Consider the following 20868-nt stretch of genomic DNA (forward strand, 5'->3'; position numbering starts at 1 on the left):
CAATCTTTGCTAATAAAAATAGCCGTTATTCCAAGATTTTTCAGGAATAACGGCTACATTTTTTATTTAGACTTGAATTATCCTAAAAATGGATAACGATAATCTTCTGGTGTTACAAAGGTTTCTTTGATTAGTCTAGGTGAAACCCAACGCAACAAATTTTGAGCCGAACCGGCTTTATCATTTGTCCCTGAGGCTCGAGCCCCACCAAAAGGTTGTTGACCTACAACAGCACCAGTTGGTTTATCATTGATATAAAAATTACCTGCACAATTCTGTAAGGCCTTAGTAGCTTCGTCAATTGCGTATCTGTCTTTTGAAAGCACAGCACCTGTTAATGCATATTCCGAAGTGCCATCAACTAATTTTAAAGTTTTGGACCAATCTTGATCTTCATAAATAAAAATGGTTACTATAGGTCCAAAAAGTTCAGTACACATAGTTGTGTATTTTGGGTCATTAGCTATAATTACGGTTGGCTCAATAAAGTATCCTTTTGATTTGTCATAATTACCACCTGCAAATACTTCAGCATCTGAATCTGCTTTTGCTTGATCAATAAATTTTGCCAATTTATCAAAAGACCCTTCATGAATTACTGCAGTTATGAAATTACTCATATCTTCAGGCGAACCTGGTTTGTTAAAGCTTTCGATATCTTTTTTGACCAAGCTTAGGATTTTATCAGCAGTAGATTTAGGTAGATAAACACGAGATGCTGCGCTACACTTCTGACCTTGAAATTCGAAAGCACCCCTAACAATTGCTGTAGCTACTTGAGCTGGTTTTGCCGTCGGATGTGCAATAATGAAATCTTTTCCACCTGTTTCACCAACTATTCGTGGATAAGTTTTATAGCTATGAATGTTAGTTCCGATTTGTTTCCATAATTCTTTAAAAACATGTGTCGAGCCTGTAAAGTGCAGTCCTGAGAAATCAGGGCTCGCTAAAACGGTTTCCGAAATCATAACCGGGTCACCCATGACCATATTGATTACACCATCAGGTAAACCAGCTTCTTTGAATACGTCCATTATAACTTTAGCGGAGTATACTTGGCTGTCACTTGGTTTCCAGACAACGACATTACCCATCATGGCAGCGCTTGCAGGTAAATTTCCGGCAATAGCAGTAAAATTAAATGGGGTGATAGCATAAACAAAACCTTCTAACGGGCGATATTCTACTCGGTTCCAAATTCCTTCTGCTGAGTCAGGTTGTTCTTCATAAATTTGGGACATGTACTCAACATTAAATCGCAAGAAATCAATAAACTCACAAGCCGCATCTATCTCCGCCTGATGAATAGTCTTTGATTGTGCCATCATTGTTGATGCGTTAATTTTTGCTCTATAAGGTCCGGCTATTAATTCGGCAGCTTTCAAAAAGATGGCAGCCCTTTGTTCCCAAGTTAAATCGGCCCAAGCCTTTCTCGACTCTAAACAGTTTGATATTGCTTTTTCAATATGACTTTTTTCTGCAGTATGATAATGACCCACAACGTGTTTATGGTCGTGCGGAGGAGACATGGGTTTAGTTTCGCCAGTCTCAATTTCTTCGCCACCGATATATAGTGGAACTTCGACTTGACTATTGAAATATGATTTGTATTGTTGTAAGACGGCCTCTCTTTCAAACGAGCCCGGCGCGTAACTTTTTATAGGTTCATTAATTGCAGTTGGAACTTGAAAAAAACCTTTACCCATTGTGGAATTTTTTAGTGTTATAAATTCCTGCAAAGGTAATGAAAGCGATTTCGAAAGAAAAACAAAAGCGTTTTAGTTCATTGCAAATGGAGCGGCGAACTTAAAGGTTGGTACTTCAACTTCAAACTCTTCGGTTGTGGCTAAATCAACCATTTGATAAAAGCCACGCATTGCCCCAATAGGCGAAGCTAAAAGGCAACCCGAACTGTAGGTGTGCGACTTTCCTGGTTGTATTACCGGTTTTTTACCAATTACTCCTTCACCATCAACAGTTTCCATTTCTTTTAAAGAATCAAAAACATCCCAATGTCTAGCAGTCAATTGAACAGGGTCTTTACCTTGATTTTCAATGGTAATGGTATAACCAAATGCATAGTGCATTTTGTAATTCTTAAAAAAAGTTCCTTCAAAAGAAGTTTGAACCGATACTTTAATTCCTTTGGTGACTTGAGTAATCATAGTTTAGTAGGTAAAAGCGCTTCCGATGCCCAATAATAATACGGTTATTATTGCTAAAAACGTAAATATTGAGTTCAAAAACAAGTATTTAATACTAGTTTTAATAAAACCTTGGTTGTAAAATTTTCTCATGGCTTGAAAAAGATATATTCCAAAAATCAATAAGAATAAACCAGCTGTCGACCAATCAAATATGGTGTCAATTATCCAACTAAGGATGAGCAAGATAAATAATAATGATTGGTTGTGAAAACTGAAGATCAAATGATCGGTATAGGTGAATTTTTTTCGGATGTACGCCACATAAACGAATATTGTGAAGATGGGTAAAAAGAAAAATATGACAAATGGTAGTTTTGCAATAGTGTCATTTAACCAGCTTCCTGGCTGCCTAGAAACCCGTAAAGTACTATTGCCAATATTGAAAGCCATTCTGTTTTTCCAGCTACCCTGAACACTATATTTCTCTTTTGCCTCATTATAATCACTTATGGAATCATTCTTTAGCATAAGGAAAAAGAATTCTGCTCTATCGTAAAAATCAGCGTTATCAGATTCAAGTTTTTCAAAGTAATTCTTGGGATTCGCTGCCAATAAGGAGTCTGATTTTCTTTCTTTGGCTTCCCACTTTTTTATATTGTATTCTAGAGAATCTAAACCCTTAAGGTTTTTTGCAACAGCGGGGTCACTAGTTTTAAGTGAGTCTAAACCTTTGAAAACATTCTCTAATTGGTTAATAGAAGCAGTGCTGTCATTTTCTTGCTCATTTTCATCATTACTAAAAGAAAATGATGCCGGTCCATTCTTTTTGAGTTCTTTGTCAAGATTTAGATTATCGAGACTAGAAAATGCTCCACCAAAACTTACCATTAAAAAATAGAGGAATGCCAAACTCAATAAAAACCGAAAAGGATTAGTGTAGGCAATTCTTTTTCCATTTATGTAATCTCTAGTAATTGACCCTGGTTTGGCCAACATCGCGTAGAGTGTAGCTAATAACTTGGAGTCGTAATTAATGAGGCTAGAAAAGAATTCATCAAAAAAATCTTTCAACACTAATTTTTTAGTGCTGTTTGCCTGAGAGCAGTTTGGGCAGTATTTGTCACTAATATCTAAAATGTGACCACAGTTCAGACATGCGGTCCCTCTAAATTTTAGTTCGTAACGTCCTTTAGATATTAATCGTGTTTCTTTATTTTTAGGCACATCTTCCATGGCCTTCAAATATAATTAATTGCTAATGGTTTGAGAATTCGCTGACCCAATACCTATTAAACTATCGTAGAAATCTCCAAAATCTCGGTAATACACTAAAATGAGGTAGTTGTTCTCAGTAAAGTGGAAATCTCCGCTTATCTGATTTGGAGCAAGAGTTCCATCTTCTTTTTCTACAACATATTTATAATTATAAAAGCCTTGTTTGATTGGATATTCTAATTCGAGGTTTCCTGTTTCCTCATTATAGGACATTAGGTTTTCTTCGCTAAGTTCATAGTTGTTGAATTTACCATACACATAAACATTATCAAGACCTAATTCAGGCTCATAAGGAAGCGAGAAGTGCACTTTACTATATTCTGCTTCTCTCGAGACATCTTCCCCTTGAAGCGTACGAACCACAAAATCACCGTTAATATCAGGGAAAAAAGTGTAAGACCTATCTTTTCTAAATTGATTGGCAAAAAGATAATGATGGTACAATTCTTTAAATTCAATATTCGCAATTGCAAAAGTGGGTGAACGCAGGTCTTTGGTGTCAAAGTTTAAAAACTCATTACTACCATAAAAACTGGTTTCTTGGTCATATTTATAAACCAACTCGGTACCTAAGGTAAATTGAGGTTTTATGTTATAAAGTGCTGTAGGCCAATAGTGGTTTTGAATGATAGCAACTTTTACCTCTTGTTTGGGATTAACCACTGGAAAACCTGCAGTATTAATATTGAATTGTACTACCTGTTTAGTGTTTAGAAATTCAAAATCACGAGAACGCTTCACAACTCCTCCAACTTTAACTACATCTTTGTAAACGACAAAACGTCTAGAAAACTGGAGTTCACGGTACGTATTATAAACTTCAAGAACAAAATTACCAGTAACCTTAAGCTGTACTTCGTTATTAGGTATCGTTAACTGGTAGTTGGAATAAGGTTGAAGGGTGTTGTAACTATTTTCATAATTAACAATTCGCTGATTATCTATTCCATTTAAATATTGAGATTTCAATAGTTGAGATGGAGACCAATCATAGTCACAATGTATTATTTTATAATAATAGTCCTGTTCACTTGCGGTAAGATCATCAAACTCCAAATTAATGTTCTCACCGAGCTTGACTACCGGAAATTGATCTTCGGTGGGCCCTTTAAAAATGATTGACTTAATATTAGTAGGAGGATTAATTTCTTCTTGTACTTGTGCGAAAGCACAAAAAGAAATTAGAAAAAACAAAAGTTGTTTAAGTAAAAATCGCATTTAAAGCATATATTTTGAGTAAAGGTAAACAAAAAGCATGCCCAACAAATTAAGCTCGTTGTATTCCCAAATTTCTAGATAATAATTGCATTTTTTGTTGTTTTAGTAGTAAATTTGCAAGCAATTTTGTTAACCAAAGGTCTACAATAATATGTCCAAAGACATCCGAATTAAGAAAGGTTTAAATATCAACCTTGTCGGGGCTGCTGAACAGACTACCTCCAAAGCCGTTTTAAGTAATGTTTATGCTTTAAATCTAAATGACTTCCATGGTATTACACCAAAGTTATTATTGAAAGAGGGTAGTGAGGTAAAAGCTGGTGAACCCCTTTTTTACAACAAAAATATTGAGGCAATGAAATTCGTTTCACCGGTAAGTGGTGAAGTGGTTGAGGTTTTAAGGGGTGCAAGACGACGCATTTTAACAATTAAAATTTTAGCCGATAAAGAACAAGTTTTTCATTCTTCCAAAGCGGTTGATTTAAAGGCTGCAGACTCAGAAACAATTAAAGCTAGTTTATTAGAATCAGGCTGTTGGGCATTTATTAAGCAACGACCTTATGATGTAATCGCAAATCCAGATGCGACACCAAAAGCTATATTTATTTCCGGGGCCACTACAGCGCCTTTAGCAGCTGATGTTGATTATGTATTAGAAGGTAAAGAAGCTGAATTGCAAGCTGCAATTTCTGCTCTAAATATTATGACACCAGGTAAGGTGCATGTTTCAATAGCCAACAAATCTGCATCGCCATTTTCTAACCTTGAAGGAGTTTCACTGCACAAGGTTTCTGGACCACATCCGGCAGGATTGGTAGGAACTCAAATAAATAAAATAGATCCAATTAACAAGGGTGAAGTTGTTTGGACCGTTTCTCCTCAAGACTTGGTAATCATAGGTGAATATTTGTTAACTGGTAAGTTTAATGCGGAGCGCACAATAGCTCTTGCAGGTTCTTCGGTTAAAACACCTAAATATTTTACCACTAAGATAGGAGCTGAGGTTGCAACATTTTTATATGCTAGTGGTGTTAATGGTGAAAATTTTAGATTAATTAATGGAGATGTTTTAACAGGTTCAAAAGTGAGTCCTGATGGTTATCTAGGTTTTTATAACACTACAGTAACAGCGATACCGGAGGGAGACGATTACGAATTTTTTGGGTGGAACAAACCTGTTTTTAATAAAATATCTTCAACAAGAGCGTTAACTTTTTCTTGGTTAAGTAAAAAGAAGAAGTATGATTTAGATACAAATACAAATGGTGAGCATAGAGCTTTTGTGGTCACGGGTAAATATGAAGAGGTTTTTCCATTAGATATATATCCGTTACAACTTTTGAAAGCTTGTATGGTTAAGGATTTAGATGAAATGGAGCAGCTTGGAATGTATGAAGTAGCTCCAGAAGATTTTGCACTTACGGAGTTCATATGTATTTCAAAACAACCTCATCAACAAATTATTAGGGAAGGACTTGATTTAATGTACCAAGAAATAGGATAAAAATGGGCATGAAAGAAAAATTACACCAGTTAAAATTAAAGTATCAAGGCAAGAAAATGGCTCCTGCCTTTAATGCTATTCATACTTTTTTATACGCACCAAATGAGACAACGCATTCTGGCAGTCATGTTAGAGCAGTTGATGATTTAAAACGTACCATGAATACGGTCATTATGGCGTTGGTACCTTGTTTAATCTTTGGGATGTTTAATGCCGGTTATCAGCATTATTCTGCAATTAATGGTTTTCCAACAGATTTTTCAGTGATGGAACACTTTATCACCTGGGATAATTTCTGGTTAGGTGCCATTACAATTCTACCTTTAGTAATAGTTTCTTACGGAGTAGGTCTTTTAATAGAATTTATTTTTGCAGTTATAAAAGGTCATGAAGTTGAAGAAGGTTATTTAGTGACCGGAATGCTGGTACCACTTATTGTTCCAGTTGATACTCCATTATGGATGCTAGCTGTAGCTGTTGCATTTGGCGTGGTAATCGGAAAAGAAGTTTTTGGAGGTACAGGAATGAACATCTTGAATCCTGCACTTACAATTAGAGCATTTTTATTCTTTGCATATCCTACATGGATGAGTGGAGACAAGGTGTGGGTGCATGGCGCTAAGGATGGGGTTGTACAAGCTGGTTCTGCAGATGCAATATCTGGTGAGACTGTTTTAGGGTATTTAGCCCAAGGTAATACAAGTGATTTTTCCTATTCCTTATCAGATATGTTCTTTGGTTTTATACCTGGTTCTGTAGGTGAAACTTCTACTTTTTTAATCTTGTTGGGCGGATTATTTCTGATTTTCACGAAAATAGCTAGTTGGAGAATAATGGTTAGTGCCGTAATAGGCTCATTGGTAATGGGTTTAATATTCAACGGTATAGTAGATGCTGAATGGATTCCCTCATACAGCAAGTTCTATGGATTAATGCAATTTGAATTTTGGAAACATCTAATTGTTGGCGGTTTAGCCTTTGGTATTGTATACATGGCTACAGATCCGGTAACAGGTTCTCAAACGAATAAAGGTAAATGGATTTACGGATTTTTCATTGGATTCATTTCTGTAATGATTCGAGTGTTTAACCCAGGATATCCAGAAGGCGTCTTTTTGGCAATATTACTAATGAACGTATTTGCACCTACAATTGATCATTATGTTGTTCAAGGTAATGTTAGAAAAAGAATGAAGCGATTAAAGAATGCTACCATCTTTCCAAAACCTTCAGATGGAAAAGCACAAGAACTTAAAGCAGAAACTGTTTAATTATGGCTATTAATACTGAAAAGAACGTTTATACAGTAGTTTTTGCAGCGGTAATGGTAATTATCGTCGGCTCTGTATTAGCATTTTTGGCCTCTGGGCTTAGCGAAAGAATTAAAGAAAATGAACGTTTTGAAAAACAACAGAATATTCTTTATGCTATGGGAGTTAATGAAAATACTCCAGATAGCGGAGTAAATCGTATTCCTACTGATGTTGTAGAAACAAAATTTTCTGAAACAATCAAAGAGCAGTACATTTTGGTGGATGGCGAAGTTCAGAAGAATGAACAAGCTTTCTTAATTGATGTTAAGAAAGAAATGGCAACATTAAAGAATGGCGGCGAAGCCCGTTTACCAATTTTTGTTGGTGAAAAAGATGGTAAACAGACTTATATATTACCAATGTATGGTAAAGGACTTTGGGATGCTATATGGGGTTTTATATCGGTTGACAAAAATATGATTGTTCAAGGGGTCTATTTTGACCATAAAGCAGAAACTCCAGGTTTAGGAGCTAACATAAAAATGAGATTTTTTATGGACGACTTTATTGGAGAATCAATTTTAGACGGAAATAGTTATGCTGGTATCAATGTATCGAAAACTAACAACGACCCGTTGAATGACAACAAAGAAGACAACGAGGTTGATGCCTTAGCAGGAGCTACCATTACAGGTAATGGTGTTGCTGCTATGATAAAAGAAACTTTAAAGGCATATAAGCCTTATTTAGAAACCATAAGAAACAACTAAGATGGCGCTACTTTCAAAAAAAGATGCAAATCTCATATTAGACCCCTTAGCAGACAATAATCCTATCACCATTCAGGTATTAGGTATTTGTTCTGCTTTAGCAATTACAGCAGAGCTTAAAGCTTCTGTAGTAATGGCGATATCTGTACTTTTTGTTATGGGTGTTGGTAACGTTGTAATTTCTATGTTACGAAACATCATCCCTTCAAAAATCAGAATTATTGTGCAGCTCATCGTTGTAGCGACTCTTGTTATTGTGGTTGATCAGGTGCTCAAAGCATTTGCCTACGAATTAAGTAAAACGCTTTCGGTATTCGTTGGATTGATTATTACGAACTGCATTATCATGGGACGATTTGAGGCATTTGCGCTTGGGAATGGTCTTTGGAGATCATTTTTAGATGGTATTGGTAATGCATTGGGTTATGGTATCATTCTAATTATAGTAGGATTTATTAGAGAATTACTTGGTTCGGGAACACTTTTTGGAATACCAGTATTAGGTGATCCGATTGCAAAAACAGGTTTATACTCTATTGGGTATGAGAATAATGGTTTCATGATAATACCTCCAGCTGCATTAATCGTTGTAGGTGTCATTATATGGATTCAACGTTCAAGAAATAAGACATTAATTGAAGAGGCATAAATAAAGTATTATGTTAGAACATTTAGAATTATTTTTTAAATCCATTTTTATAGATAACATGGTTTTTGCCGTGTTCTTAGGAATGTGTTCTTATTTAGCGGTATCAAAGAAAGTAAGTACCGCCGTAGGTTTAGGAGCTGCTGTAATATTTGTATTGGCAGTTACGGTGCCTTTGAATTGGTTGTTAGATCAATATCTACTAAGAGATGGTGCCTTGGCTTGGCTAGGACCAGAGTACGCGGACTATAATTTGAGTTTTTTATCATTTATTTTATTCATTGCAACTATTGCAACAATGGTACAATTGGTTGAAATAGTTGTTGAGAAATTTTCACCGTCGCTTTACAATTCTCTGGGTATTTTCTTGCCTTTAATTGCTGTAAACTGTGCTATTTTAGGTGGGTCATTATTTATGCAAGCGAGAGATATTCCATCATTAGGTTTAGCATTAAATTATGGGATTAGTTCAGGTATAGGTTGGTTCTTGGCGATAGTAGCTATTGCGGCAATCCGTGAAAAGATAAGATATTCAAATGTTCCTGCGCCACTGCGCGGACTGGGTATTACCTTCATTATTACAGGGTTAATGGGTATTGGTTTTCAGAGTTTTGGTGGAATGTTAACTGGTGATAATGAACCGCCTGAAGGAACAGAAGCAACGACTGCTGAAAAAGTCGAAGAAGAAAAAATAATTAAAGAGGAGATTGAGGACGATGAAAAAGCAGTCTCTTATAACGATGTAATAAACGAATAAGATGATATTAGCTACAAGTACTGGTGGTACCATTCTAATAACCGTAGTTGCATTTTTGATTTTATTGTTAATGTTAGTAGCATTATTGCTATTTACAAAAGAAAAACTGTCCCCTTCTGGTCCAGTTACGTTAACAATAAATGGAGAAAAAAAGATTGAAGTAGCTTCGGGCTCGACATTACTAACAACCTTAGGTGCTCAGAAAGTATTTTTACCTTCCGCATGTGGTGGAGGTGGAACTTGTATTCAATGTGAATGCCATGTTCTTTCAGGTGGTGGTGAAGCTTTACCTACAGAAACACCACATTTTTCAAGAAAGGAGTTGCAGCACGGTGCACGTTTGGCATGCCAAGTAAAGGTAAAGCAAGACATGAATATCACAATCCCTGAAGAGGTTTTTGGTATTAAAAAGTGGCCGGCTAAAGTGGTTCGTAATTATAATGTAGCCTCTTTTATCAAGGAGTTTGTTGTAGAAATTCCTGAAGACATGGGATACAAAGCAGGAGGTTACATTCAAATCGAAGTTCCGGAATGCGAAGTGAAGTTTGAAGATATTGATATTACCGCGCACCCAGAGGAACACGATACTCCTGATAAGTTTCAGGCTGAATGGGACAAGTTTAACTTGTGGCCTTTAGTTATGAAAAACCCAGAGTTGGTAGAAAGAGCATACTCAATGGCATCTTTTCCAGCAGAAGGCAGAGAGATAATGCTTAACGTTCGTATTGCTACTCCACCTTGGGATAGATCTAAGAATGGATGGATGGATGTAAACCCTGGAGTCGCTTCTTCTTATATTTTTGGTTTAAAACCAGGCGATGATGTGGTAATTTCAGGACCTTATGGTGAATTTTTTATTAATGAGTCTGAGTCAGAAATGTTGTATGTAGGTGGTGGTGCTGGTATGGCTCCAATGCGTTCTCATCTTTATCACTTATTTAAAACACTAAAAACGAATAGAAAAGTAAGCTATTGGTATGGAGGACGTTCAAAACGAGAATTGTTTTACCTAGACCATTTTTACGAACTGGAAAAGGAGTTTCCTAATTTTAAATTTTATTTAGCCTTATCTGAACCAATGGAAGAAGATAATTGGAAAGTAAAAGAAAGTATTGATGCCCCTGGTGATGGGTTTGTAGGTTTTATTCATAATTGTGTTATCGATAATTATTTGAATCATCACGATTCACCTGAGGATATTGAATTATATTTTTGTGGCCCACCATTGATGAATAAAGCTGTTCAAAAAATGGGAGAAGATTTTGGAATTCCTGATGAGCATATCAGATTTGATGATTTCGGTGGATAAGCATTAAATTAATATTCTTGTGTTAGCAAGAAACAAAAATATGAGCCGATACTTTTTGTATCGGCTTTTTTATTAGAATGGAACAACGAATACTGACAGAACAAGAATTGCATAATTTGGCTATGAATATAGTCGGTAAGGAACTTGAAAATGATGGTTACGAGTTTTTAGCCGTTAACAGTGAACTTAGAAAAAATCCACAATTCGTATGTACGAAGGACAAAAAGATGAGTTTTGTGGTTGTGAAAGGAATTGAATATCCTGGTGACCCTAAGGATATGGAATTTTTCAGGGCAGATTTAAATAAGATGCGAGACCATGCCTTAAAATTTGAAGCTCGTACCTTTTATGCTGCGGTAGGTTTGGTAAATGCTAAAGATCATAATTTGCCAGTATATTTGAATGAAGAGTATGTTGTGGATTATGATGGTTTGGTTGAAATAAAATAAGCTGTATGAAAAAAGTGATTTTAGTTTTCATCATTTTGGTTATTGCTGGTTGTCAAGAAAAATCTAGTTGGATTAAAAATCAAAATATTGGTAATGCACTTGGTACGACTTATTCTATAATATATATCGCTCATAAAGAGGTTGATTTTCAAAAGGAGATTGACTCAGTATTTCAGGTGATAAATCAATCAATGTCTACGTATATTCCTGATTCGGATATTTCTAAAATAAATGATGGTGACACAACAGTAGTCGTAGATACTATGTTTAAAGAAGTTTTTGAACTCTCAACTCAAGTTTATGAGACATCAGATGGTTATTTTGATCCAAGTGTTGGTGTTCTAGCAAATGCATGGGGGTTTGGGCCAGGTAAACAAATTCAATTAGATAGTATAAAAATTGACAGTCTTTTAAATTTTGTTGGCTGGAATAAAGTAAAACTTAGTCCAAACGGCACTATAAAAAAATTGCATCCAGAAATACGTTTTGATTTTAATGCTATTGCTAAGGGTTATGCGATTGATAGGTTAGGCGTTTTATTAAATAATAGAGAAATAGAAAATTACTTAATTGAAGTAGGTGGTGAAGTTTTAACCCAAGGACATAATACTGTAACCGCTAAAGATTGGACCGTTGGTATTGACAACCCTAATGATGTTCTACAAAGAGGAACTTCAGCTATAATTACTTTAAGAAATAAAGCTTTAGCATCTTCTGGTAATTATAGAAAATTCAGAATTGATCCTGAAACTGGTGAAAAATATGTTCATACCATTGACCCAAAAACCGGATACACAAAGAATTCAAGAGTTTTAGCATCAAGTGTTCTTGCCTCTAACTGTGCTATTGCCGACGCTTATGCAACAACTTTTATGACTCTTGATTTAGAAGAATCGAAAAGTTTACTTGAAAATAATCAAGAGCTCGATGCTTATATAATTTATTTAGATGAATATGATAGGCCCCAACAATTTATGACAGATGGGTTTAAAACTTTGGTCAAAAACTAATTAGTTATAATTCTTCTACACTAAAATTTGCAAAAAGAATCGTTTCATCTCTAAGGTCTTGTGCATTTAGTAAACTTCTATAGATACCCCATTTTGGTCTTACAAAACTCCCTTCGGGCCTCCAGTTAATAATATCATTGTTTGCATATTCGAATAAAACAGTACCGTCAATCACTTTTTTAATAGAGATTGCATAGGTACCGGATGCACCATAGCTTATAGTTTCAGTAACTTCAAGCCAAACATCAATTAAGGTTGCCAAATCTGTTTGTTTTAGCGTTATCTGAGTATCTGTTTCAGCATAACGTAATTCCAGTCGGTCTGGACTTCCTTTTCTGGTAGTTAGGGTATACATTGGCATACTACTAAAGTCCCCTCCAACAGATTTAAGTTGATGTAAATGCGTGAAATTAGGGGAAGATTGAAAACCTTCAGGTAACTTGAACAGCCACGTGTAAACTACCGTCTCGTTTTCAATACCCAATAAATTATCAGGTGACTTATCATAAGTTTTTATTTCATTACGTTGTCTATCAAAATTTAAACAGCGGTCATTATCTGGTGTTGTATGTATATAAAAACGAAATATATTATCATTCAATTCGCTATCAAATACTTCATCAATATGATTTCCAAATTCTGAGTGGTTACAATCTGGTACTTCAATAGGATTATTGCCAGGAGCCAAAACTGATGTAATTAAATCATATGTATTGCCAGGTCCATCTGCTTTTAAAATAACTGCATTATTTTGTATAATCTCTTTTTCTAATGAAATGGTGACTGAGTTATTTGCCACGTTAGTATCCGAAAATAGGTTTGAAAATTCTTGTTTAAAGTTGATGGATGCTATAGCGGAAGTAGAATCACTTGATATAACTAAAGACTTTTCAGTTTGACTTTGAGAGGCATCGCCATAATTATAACTAATAGAGTTTTCCAGCTTTTGAATCAGGTCATTGCCATCTATCCAAATTAAAAGGCTTTCGGATGTGGTAACTGAAATATCAGTATTTGTTGGGACAAATGTTGTCGGCTGTTCATCCTCCTGACTGCTACAAAAACTCAATGATAAAAGTGCTGTGAAAACTAGAACCAAAACGGCCACTTTTTTTAAAATTAATTGAATCGAGTTTTTCATTTATTTCTAATTTGGATTAAGGTCGAGCTCAATTCTTTATATCACATAATTTGCGCTCAGATTTTCTCAAAAACTATTGTTTTATCTGTAAATTCATCAACTAATACCATATTACAACGTTTCTTAGGTATTTTTTATGCGATTCTTTGTGTTTTGCTTTAAGATTATTTACGAACAAAAGGAATTAATTCTCCTTTTGCTAATCGGTATTTTTCAATATTCTGATTTGTTAAGGTTGCCGTATAATCAACTTCATCAACTTTAAAACCAATATTTCTTAGCTTGTCAAAATAATCCCTTCCATAAACTCGTACGTGATCATATTGACCAAAAATTTTTGCTCGCTCTTTTTTATCTGTAATCGAGTTGTCCTCAAAAGTTGTCGTTCGATTTAAATCTTGAGGAATCTGAAATATACCCCAGCCATTTGGTTTTAATATTCGATATAATTCTTTCATTGCAGTGATGTCATTAGGAATATGTTCAAGAACATGATTGCACAAAATGACGTCAAAAGATGCATCCTCAAAAGGTAAATCGCAAATGTCAGCTTTTATATCAGCCAAAGGAGAATTTAAATCCGTCGTTAAATAATCTATATTTTTTTGATTTTTAAATCGCTTATAAAATGCCTGCTCAGGGGCAAAGTGCAGTACTTTTAAATTATCTGTAAAAAAATTGGTTTGATTTTTAAGATACAACCAAAGTAATCTATGTCTTTCTAATGATAGGGTGGAAGGAGATAATACTCCTTCTCTAGGATTTTCATAACCGTAGGGTAAAAATTTTCGAAACCCTTTACCATCTATTGGGTCCATATATTTTGAACCTTTCAAATAAAAGGCCAATAATGGTCTCACCCAGTAGCTTAATTTAATAAGCCAAGGTCTTGGAATTAGGTTCAAAAAAAATTTAAAAATCTTTGACAAGTAAATAGAAGTTTAGTGTCTTCTGAATTCTTTTTCTTCATCAGTAATAATACCTAAAGCCTCATTAATATACTGAAAGGTAGACAACAGTTCAGGTTTTCCATCAATTAAGGCAACATCATGTTCAAAATGGGCACTTGGTTTTCCGTCTGCCGTTAAAACCGTCCAACCATCTTTAAGTTGTCTGATTCGTTTTGTACCCATATTTATCATAGGTTCAATAGCAACCACCATACCATCTACAAATTTTTTGCCGCGACCACGTTTTCCATAGTTAGGCATTTGAGGATCTTCGTGAAGTTCTTTTCCTAAACCATGTCCGACTAGTTCTCTAACTACTCCATAACCATGATTCTCGGTATAATTTTGAATTGCATGTCCGACATCACCTACACGATTACCTAATTTGAAAGCTTTGATACCAATATAAAGTGATTCTTTAGTAATTTTTAATAGCTTTTTCGTTGCCTCTGCAACTTCACCAACTTCAAATGTATAGGCATGGTCTCCATAGTAACCGTTTTTTAGGGCACCACAATCTACCGAAATAATATCGCCGTCTTTTAAAACCTCATTGGTTGGAATACCATGAACAACTTGTGCATTAGGACTCCAATTCAGGGTGTTTGGAAAATCGTACATGCCTAAAAACCCTGGTTCAGCGCCTTGATCTCGAATGAACTCCTCAGCCATCTTATCCAGCTTTAATGGATTCGCACCTGGCCTAATTTCAGAAGCTACCATACCAAGTGTTTTCGATACTATAAGAGCGCTTTCACGCATCAATTCAATTTCTTCAGCTGTTTTAATGTTAATCATATCGGTAAAGATAATGTGATTTAATACAAAACTTAGTTTGACCTTTTAAACCAAAGCTTTTTGGGTCATTGCTTTTGGCTGCTTAACTCCCATCATTTTTAAAATTGTAGGTGCAATATCACCTAGCACACCATCTTGAATTGATGTAATATCATTATCAATTAAAATTAATGGAACCGGATTTGTGGTATGAGCTGTATTTGGGCTTCCGTCTGCGTTTATCATGGTATCACAATTACCATGATCTGCAATTAATATAGTAGAATAGCCATTCTCTAAACCAACCGTAATTACTTTTTTTGCACACTCATCAACCACTTCACAAGCCTTTATGGCAGCGGGCATGCTACCTGTATGACCAACCATATCGGGATTTGCAAAGTTCAGACAGACAAATTCAACATCTCCTTTTTCTAATTCGGGTATAATACCGGCTGTAATATCATATGCACTCATTTCTGGTTGTAAATCATAAGTAGCGACTTTAGGTGAAGGGCACAATATTCTACTTTCTCCTTCAAAGGGCTCTTCACGGCCCCCGTTAAAAAAGAATGTTACATGCGGATATTTTTCAGTTTCCGCAATTCTTATTTGTTTTTTACCAGCTTTTTCTAAAGTTTCTCCAAGTGTATCCTTAATATTATCCTTATCATAAACAACTTTTACACCTTTAAACGAGTCATCATAATTGGTTATGGTTACGTAATAAAGATTAAGTTTTTTCATATTGAATTCAGGAAAATCTTGCTGGTTTAAAACTTGTGTAAGTTCGCGACCACGGTCTGTTCTGAAATTGAAAAATATAATGACATCACCCTCTTTTATTATTCCTTCTTTATTCAGCACAATTGGCTCAACGAATTCATCTGTTTTATCATTATCATAGCTATTCTGTAATGCTTCAGATGCAGAGTTAAAGAATGTTCCTTCTCCTTTAATTAGTAAATCATAAGTTTTTTTAACTCGTTCCCATCTTTTGTCTCTATCCATCGCAAAATAACGTCCGATTACAGAGGCAAGCTTAGTCTTTTTATCTTCACAATAATTTTCAATTTCTGTTAAAAAGCCTTTTCCGCTTTTAGGATCTACATCTCGTCCATCAGTAAAAGCATGAACGAAAGATTTTTGAACACCATTTGATTCACTAGCATCAATTAAAGCTCTAAGATGGTCGATATGGCTATGTACTCCACCATCACTAACTAAACCAAGGAAATGGACTGGTTTGTTATTTGCCTGAGCATATTTAAAAGCATCTTGAAGTACAGTTTCATCTTTAAGGGTATTTTCTTTTACCGCTTTATTTATTTTGGCTAAATCCTGATAAACAATTCTGCCAGCTCCTAAATTCATATGGCCAACTTCACTATTTCCCATTTGACCTTCCGGCAACCCTACATTCATACCATCTGTAAGTAAGTCTGAATTTGCAAATTTTGAATAAAGAGAGTCAACAAAGGGAGTCTTTGCTTGTTCAATTGCGGAAACCTTTGGGTCGGGAGATTTACCCCAGCCGTCTAAAATCATCAATATTACCTTCTTGTTCATGAGTATCTTAAAGTTTACTCAAAAGTAAACTGATTTAATGTGAACTGCTAGTTTTTTTAAAAGAAGGTGTAAGGTATAAATGTGAAAATAATTTTATTTTAAATAAAAAAACCCATTGCATCGCAATGGGTTTTTTCCTTACCTCATAGTGTTCAAGTAAAAGAGTAAGAATATTATTTATTAAAATCTAAAACCTGTAAAAGCTCTGTAAAAAAAAGCATACATGGCCATAGTTATCATTAATCCACAAAAAATCGAATAGGCTTTTAATAAGGTTACCAAATATTTAGGTTGATTCTCATCAAAAGCGTTAAAATACAAATTCTTAAAAGTCAAAAGCGTTCCCATATTGTCTAGTTTAATATAGCAATAAAGGATAAATTCTAGGGCACTTGATTTGGGACTATAAAGATAGGTAATATAGACGGGTAACCATAATATTTCGGTGAATGGTCTTTTTCTCTCTTTTAATGGAGTTGAATATCATCTCGTCGAACCTTGATACTTCTCAATTGATTCTTTTATCCTCTCAATTCTATTTTCAGGATCAGGGTGTGTGCTTTGAAATTCAGGCACTCTATTGGGGCCAGCAGCTGCTTTGAGTATTTTCATTACTTCTATCATCTGATAAGGGTCGTAGCCAGATTGAATCATAAATAGAACTCCTAAATCATCACTTTCTAACTCATCGCCTCTACCATTTGTTAGTAGTTTGTTTTGACCTATTCCTTGAACTAGACCACCCATATCACCGCCTACAGAAGCTCCCATTGTTAAGGTTTGCCAAAAACTACTTTCTGCAATTCGTTCTGCCGAGTGTCGCCCAATTACATGCCCAATTTCATGGCCGAGAACCCCAGCAAGTTGGTCTTCATTAAGTTGAGAAAATAAAGCGTAGGTGATAAAGCATTGGCCGCCGGGTAAGGCAAAAGCATTAATTGTGCGGTCGTCCGCCAATAAGTGAAATTCATACTTATATGGAGTTTCTCTGGCTATGCTGTTATTGACCAATCGATTACCAACTGCATCAACCAAGGCTTGCATGCGCTCATCAGGATATAGACCGCCATGCTGTTGCGCCATTTCAGGACGGCTTTGCAGTCCAATAGCAATTTCTTGTTCAGCGGTCATATTAATAGTTTGTACACGACCGGTGTACGGGTTTTCTTCTTTGTTATTGCAACGTTGAATAAATGCAAAAGCTACAATAGCAAGGCCGATAAAGATTCGAATCTTCCAACTTCCTCTACTTCTCATGGTTTAGTGTTCTAGAATAGAATCGGAATATACAAAAAATGACTTATAGCAAATCTGGATTAACTCCTAAAATATTGTCTTGGATATAACTTTTTAGAAAACCAGTTGTAAAATGCTCTGAACCTTCAAAGGTTTCATTCTGAATGAGTCTGAAAATATTTTTACTTCTGAATTGCGTTAACATGGGTTTTGAGATTGGGGCATAGCTGTAATGCCAAGGTTCATATTTAAACCCTCTTCTTATAACACTATCGGTATAAACTAGATGAAACCCAAACTTCTCTGAATTGGCATCTAGCCATTTTTTAAAAGGTGCAAATGGACCACCTTCTTCAAACTTTTCTGGCACTAAAACATCACCTGAACTTTTTGGATAACCGTCAATGATGTCAATATCAGTACCCCAATGATGTCTGCTAGTTCCCGGAATGGTTGAATACTCAATAATCTTATCTATAGCATCAATAGGTTTCATTCCATCTTCTTCGGTGTAACGAATATATTTTCTTTCCCAGATGGCTTCTTGTCTATAGTAATCACGAAAACTTGAAACTATTTTCATATCAAAACCAGCACTGTAAGCTGCTCTTTTCATTTCAACAAAAGCATTATGTGCTTCTTCTCTGAGGTTAATACCTTCACCATAAAGCTTAATGTCTGTTTTTCCCATGAGCTCTACAATAGAATATTCTTTCTCTTGAGAGATAGGTATTAATGGAAAGCTTGCTAAGGCCAAACTACCAGCAGTAGTTTTTTTTATGAAAGATCTTCTAAGCATTATTTAGATTTTTATAAGAACAATATGATATATATAACGCAAAACATATACCATTTATGTTATTGTATTATAAAATTACTAACTAAAAATTTAAGATTTATCGATCAAGAAAAAGAAAGCCTTGATAGCTAAGGTTTAAGTCAAATAAAGAAAGCGCATAATAATAGATTCCTTCTTCAAGACCTAATTCTCTATTAATCACAAAATTATCAATGTTAGAAACACCGTTAAACTCATTGGTGTAATTAGTCATTTGAAATACTTTTTGCCCTAGACTATTGAAAATAAATAGTTGGTTAGGACCCGTGTCTTCGAGGTTATCAAAAATTAGAAAATCATTAGTACCATCTTCATTTGGCGAAATAAAATAGTTGCCAAGTGTTGGGTTGTTAGTAGCAAAGGTATCAAGTGGTAATGGTCTCGTACCAAATGTTATTGCTGAATAATCGGCCGGATTAAAGGTGTCAGAAGTTATAAAACCTTCATTTAAGTCTCCTGCAAAATCAGTATTACCAAGACTTGTCCATTGATTTGAAACTTTACTCCAACCGACCAAAATAATATCTTCAACAACTGTTGCAATTTGAGCTAGGTCACTTCTTAGGTTCCAACTCACGGTAATGTTTGATGCAGTATCATTATTTAAAACCCAAAACTCATTATTCGTAATAAAACCAATATCTCTTATTTTGGTATCTATATCAAAAGTTTGGTTGTAACTATTTGGCCCGTTTGGGCTCTCAAAAAAATATGCAGCGTTGGCAAATTCAGATACAGAGGTTGAGTTAAGTACTAGTGATCTCAATTGTTCTTCATCGCCGATGGGGAAAGAAAAGGTGGTCACTTCATTAACTGAGGTAAAACCAATGACTTTTGAATCGTTTGCTTCACCGGTAAAAAAAGAGTTTACTTCAAAATTTAGAGTGCTATTGACATTTTCTTGTGAGGCATTAACATTACCAAAAATAAAATTGGCATTGTTACCAATGTTAATAGTGTTTTCTAAAAATAGATTGCCTTGAGCCGCAAATTCGGTATCAAATAAGCTTATTGACTGAGTACCTTGAAAGAAAAGCACACCTTCATTGTAAAAACCAACAAGCCCAGTATTTTGATTAAAAACACCATCATTAATTAAATCTGTATGGAAACCAACATTTGCATTTTCATGTAATTGGAATGTTCCACCATTATATAAGGCAGATTGAGCCCAAATTGTAGACTTAATAATCAAAAATGATATGAATATGTACTTTTTCACTAGTCGTTTTCTTGGTTTTTTAACAACATAGCTTTTATTAGCTCCATATCAGCTTTAAGGGTTTCAAGCTCTTTTGATAAATTAATGTTTTCAGCTTTTAAAGCTTCTATTTTCTTTTCTTGCTCAATGGTGTGAAGAAACAATTCTTCAATTTTTTCAAGATTTTGAAGGTTAGATTGACTCAAATTCCAGTACCCATCTTTTTTGGCTTTTGCTGCTGAAGTAATGCCTGGTAAATGTTTATTTTTTCTGATAAATCTCTCGATTTTTGAGAGACTGTAAAACTGGTACGTCTTATCTAAATTTGAAAATCCGTTAAAATATTTTTGAAAAACGTAGTCCGGAACGCCAATATTTGTGTCAATTGAAAGAAAACTCCCATCGGTTCTTATGTTACCTAAAACATGCAAATTTTCTTGAGGTATTGCAACCCCAATACCCACATTTTGAGTTGCATCAATTCTCATGGCCTCAGCACCTCCTGTAGAAATACCTATTTGATTCGCAAAGTCTCTGAATATACCGGTGTCAGGGTCATTGTAAAACCCAATACTAGGTAAACCAAAAGTTCCGTTTGATGCTCCAAATCCACCTCTTGCTCTAATTTGGCCATCAACATCTAATTTATCTTGGGGAGCACCTGGCAAATTACCAATACCAATATTTCCAGTTCCATCAAAAACTAAGTTATTACCGTCCAAATTATGGGTTCTATTGGCGTCAAGGGTTAAATCGTTTTCTGCAAAATTGGTATCACCTAATGTTGTTACTTGGTTATCTACATAAGTTTTTACGGC

General features: G+C 35.1%; 20 protein-coding genes and 1 pseudogene. 8 read left to right on the top strand and 13 right to left on the bottom strand.

The features are described 5' to 3' along the window. Positions 1-77: 77 nt before the first annotated feature. The 4 genes from pruA to RM520_RS06345 all read right to left on the bottom strand — a co-directional run bounded on the left by pruA (position 78) and on the right by RM520_RS06345 (position 4640). The gene (gene pruA, locus RM520_RS06330) at positions 78-1706 is read right to left on the bottom strand and encodes an L-glutamate gamma-semialdehyde dehydrogenase (protein ID WP_311387366.1); all 1629 of its coding nucleotides are present in this window, start codon (positions 1704-1706) and stop codon (positions 78-80) included. Positions 1707-1778: 72 nt separating this feature from the next. Beyond that, the gene (gene apaG, locus RM520_RS06335; RefSeq protein WP_311384863.1) at positions 1779-2165 is read right to left on the bottom strand and encodes a Co2+/Mg2+ efflux protein ApaG; all 387 of its coding nucleotides are present in this window, start codon (positions 2163-2165) and stop codon (positions 1779-1781) included. A gap of 3 nt (positions 2166-2168) precedes the next feature. After that, a complete protein-coding gene (locus RM520_RS06340) occupies positions 2169-3380 on the bottom strand; it encodes a DUF3667 domain-containing protein (RefSeq protein ID WP_311384864.1) in 1212 nt (403 codons plus the stop codon). A 15-nt stretch (positions 3381-3395) separates the two neighbouring features. Next, positions 3396-4640, bottom strand: coding sequence for a type IX secretion system plug protein (locus RM520_RS06345; RefSeq protein ID WP_311387367.1), 1245 nt, complete (start codon positions 4638-4640; stop codon positions 3396-3398). A 151-nt stretch (positions 4641-4791) separates the two neighbouring features. On the opposite strand from RM520_RS06345, the gene RM520_RS06350 reads away from it, so the two are divergent. From RM520_RS06350 to RM520_RS06385, 8 genes are all read left to right on the top strand, one after another. Next, entirely contained in the window at positions 4792-6144 is a 1353-nt protein-coding gene (locus RM520_RS06350; protein ID WP_311387368.1) for a Na(+)-translocating NADH-quinone reductase subunit A, read from the top strand. 2 nt (positions 6145-6146) lie between these two features. Continuing rightward, the gene (locus tag RM520_RS06355; RefSeq protein WP_311384867.1) at positions 6147-7415 is read left to right on the top strand and encodes an NADH:ubiquinone reductase (Na(+)-transporting) subunit B; all 1269 of its coding nucleotides are present in this window, start codon (positions 6147-6149) and stop codon (positions 7413-7415) included. 2 nt (positions 7416-7417) lie between these two features. After that, positions 7418-8167 (top strand): Na(+)-translocating NADH-quinone reductase subunit C, encoded by a 750-nt coding sequence (locus RM520_RS06360; protein ID WP_311384868.1) that lies wholly within the window; start codon positions 7418-7420, stop codon positions 8165-8167. A gap of 1 nt (position 8168) precedes the next feature. Beyond that, a complete protein-coding gene (locus tag RM520_RS06365) occupies positions 8169-8816 on the top strand; it encodes an NADH:ubiquinone reductase (Na(+)-transporting) subunit D (protein WP_311387369.1) in 648 nt (215 codons plus the stop codon). A 10-nt stretch (positions 8817-8826) separates the two neighbouring features. Next, entirely contained in the window at positions 8827-9570 is a 744-nt protein-coding gene (nqrE, locus tag RM520_RS06370; RefSeq protein ID WP_311387370.1) for an NADH:ubiquinone reductase (Na(+)-transporting) subunit E, read from the top strand. A gap of 1 nt (position 9571) precedes the next feature. Next, positions 9572-10879: an NADH:ubiquinone reductase (Na(+)-transporting) subunit F gene (gene nqrF / locus RM520_RS06375; RefSeq protein ID WP_311384871.1), complete on the top strand. Its 1308-nt coding sequence runs from the start codon at positions 9572-9574 to the stop codon at positions 10877-10879. Positions 10880-10956: 77 nt separating this feature from the next. Continuing rightward, positions 10957-11328: a DUF8840 domain-containing protein gene (locus tag RM520_RS06380; protein WP_311384872.1), complete on the top strand. Its 372-nt coding sequence runs from the start codon at positions 10957-10959 to the stop codon at positions 11326-11328. A gap of 5 nt (positions 11329-11333) precedes the next feature. Continuing rightward, entirely contained in the window at positions 11334-12338 is a 1005-nt protein-coding gene (locus RM520_RS06385; protein WP_311387371.1) for an FAD:protein FMN transferase, read from the top strand. Between the two features lie 4 nt (positions 12339-12342). Here the strand turns inward: RM520_RS06385 and RM520_RS06390 are convergent, their stop codons facing one another. The 9 genes and pseudogenes from RM520_RS06390 to RM520_RS06430 form a co-directional block, all read right to left on the bottom strand. After that, complete coding sequence (locus RM520_RS06390) at positions 12343-13479, bottom strand: polysaccharide lyase family protein (RefSeq protein ID WP_311387372.1); 1137 nt, start codon at positions 13477-13479, stop codon at positions 12343-12345. A 164-nt stretch (positions 13480-13643) separates the two neighbouring features. After that, positions 13644-14408, bottom strand: coding sequence for a class I SAM-dependent methyltransferase (locus tag RM520_RS06395; protein ID WP_311387373.1), 765 nt, complete (start codon positions 14406-14408; stop codon positions 13644-13646). 12 nt (positions 14409-14420) lie between these two features. Next, on the bottom strand, positions 14421-15227 hold the full coding sequence (gene map, locus RM520_RS06400; protein ID WP_311387374.1) for a type I methionyl aminopeptidase: 807 nt from the start codon (positions 15225-15227) through the stop codon (positions 14421-14423). Positions 15228-15272: 45 nt separating this feature from the next. Continuing rightward, positions 15273-16775, bottom strand: coding sequence for a 2,3-bisphosphoglycerate-independent phosphoglycerate mutase (gpmI, locus tag RM520_RS06405; RefSeq protein ID WP_311387375.1), 1503 nt, complete (start codon positions 16773-16775; stop codon positions 15273-15275). Between the two features lie 180 nt (positions 16776-16955). Further along, a complete protein-coding gene (locus RM520_RS06410) occupies positions 16956-17123 on the bottom strand; it encodes a DUF6747 family protein (RefSeq protein WP_311384878.1) in 168 nt (55 codons plus the stop codon). Positions 17124-17258: 135 nt separating this feature from the next. Continuing rightward, positions 17259-18032 (bottom strand): M48 family metalloprotease, encoded by a 774-nt coding sequence (locus RM520_RS06415; protein ID WP_311384879.1) that lies wholly within the window; start codon positions 18030-18032, stop codon positions 17259-17261. Positions 18033-18075: 43 nt separating this feature from the next. Beyond that, the gene (locus RM520_RS06420) at positions 18076-18810 is read right to left on the bottom strand and encodes a M15 family metallopeptidase (RefSeq protein WP_311387376.1); all 735 of its coding nucleotides are present in this window, start codon (positions 18808-18810) and stop codon (positions 18076-18078) included. A gap of 97 nt (positions 18811-18907) precedes the next feature. Next, a complete protein-coding gene (locus RM520_RS06425) occupies positions 18908-20071 on the bottom strand; it encodes a T9SS type B sorting domain-containing protein (RefSeq protein WP_311387377.1) in 1164 nt (387 codons plus the stop codon). Further along, positions 20071-20868: pseudogene (locus RM520_RS06430) on the bottom strand (bZIP transcription factor); the annotation flags it as partial. The gene RM520_RS06425 and the pseudogene RM520_RS06430, both read right to left, overlap by 1 nt.

The organism is Croceitalea vernalis, assembly GCF_031846405.1.
GTDB classification, from domain to species: domain Bacteria; phylum Bacteroidota; class Bacteroidia; order Flavobacteriales; family Flavobacteriaceae; genus Croceitalea; species Croceitalea vernalis.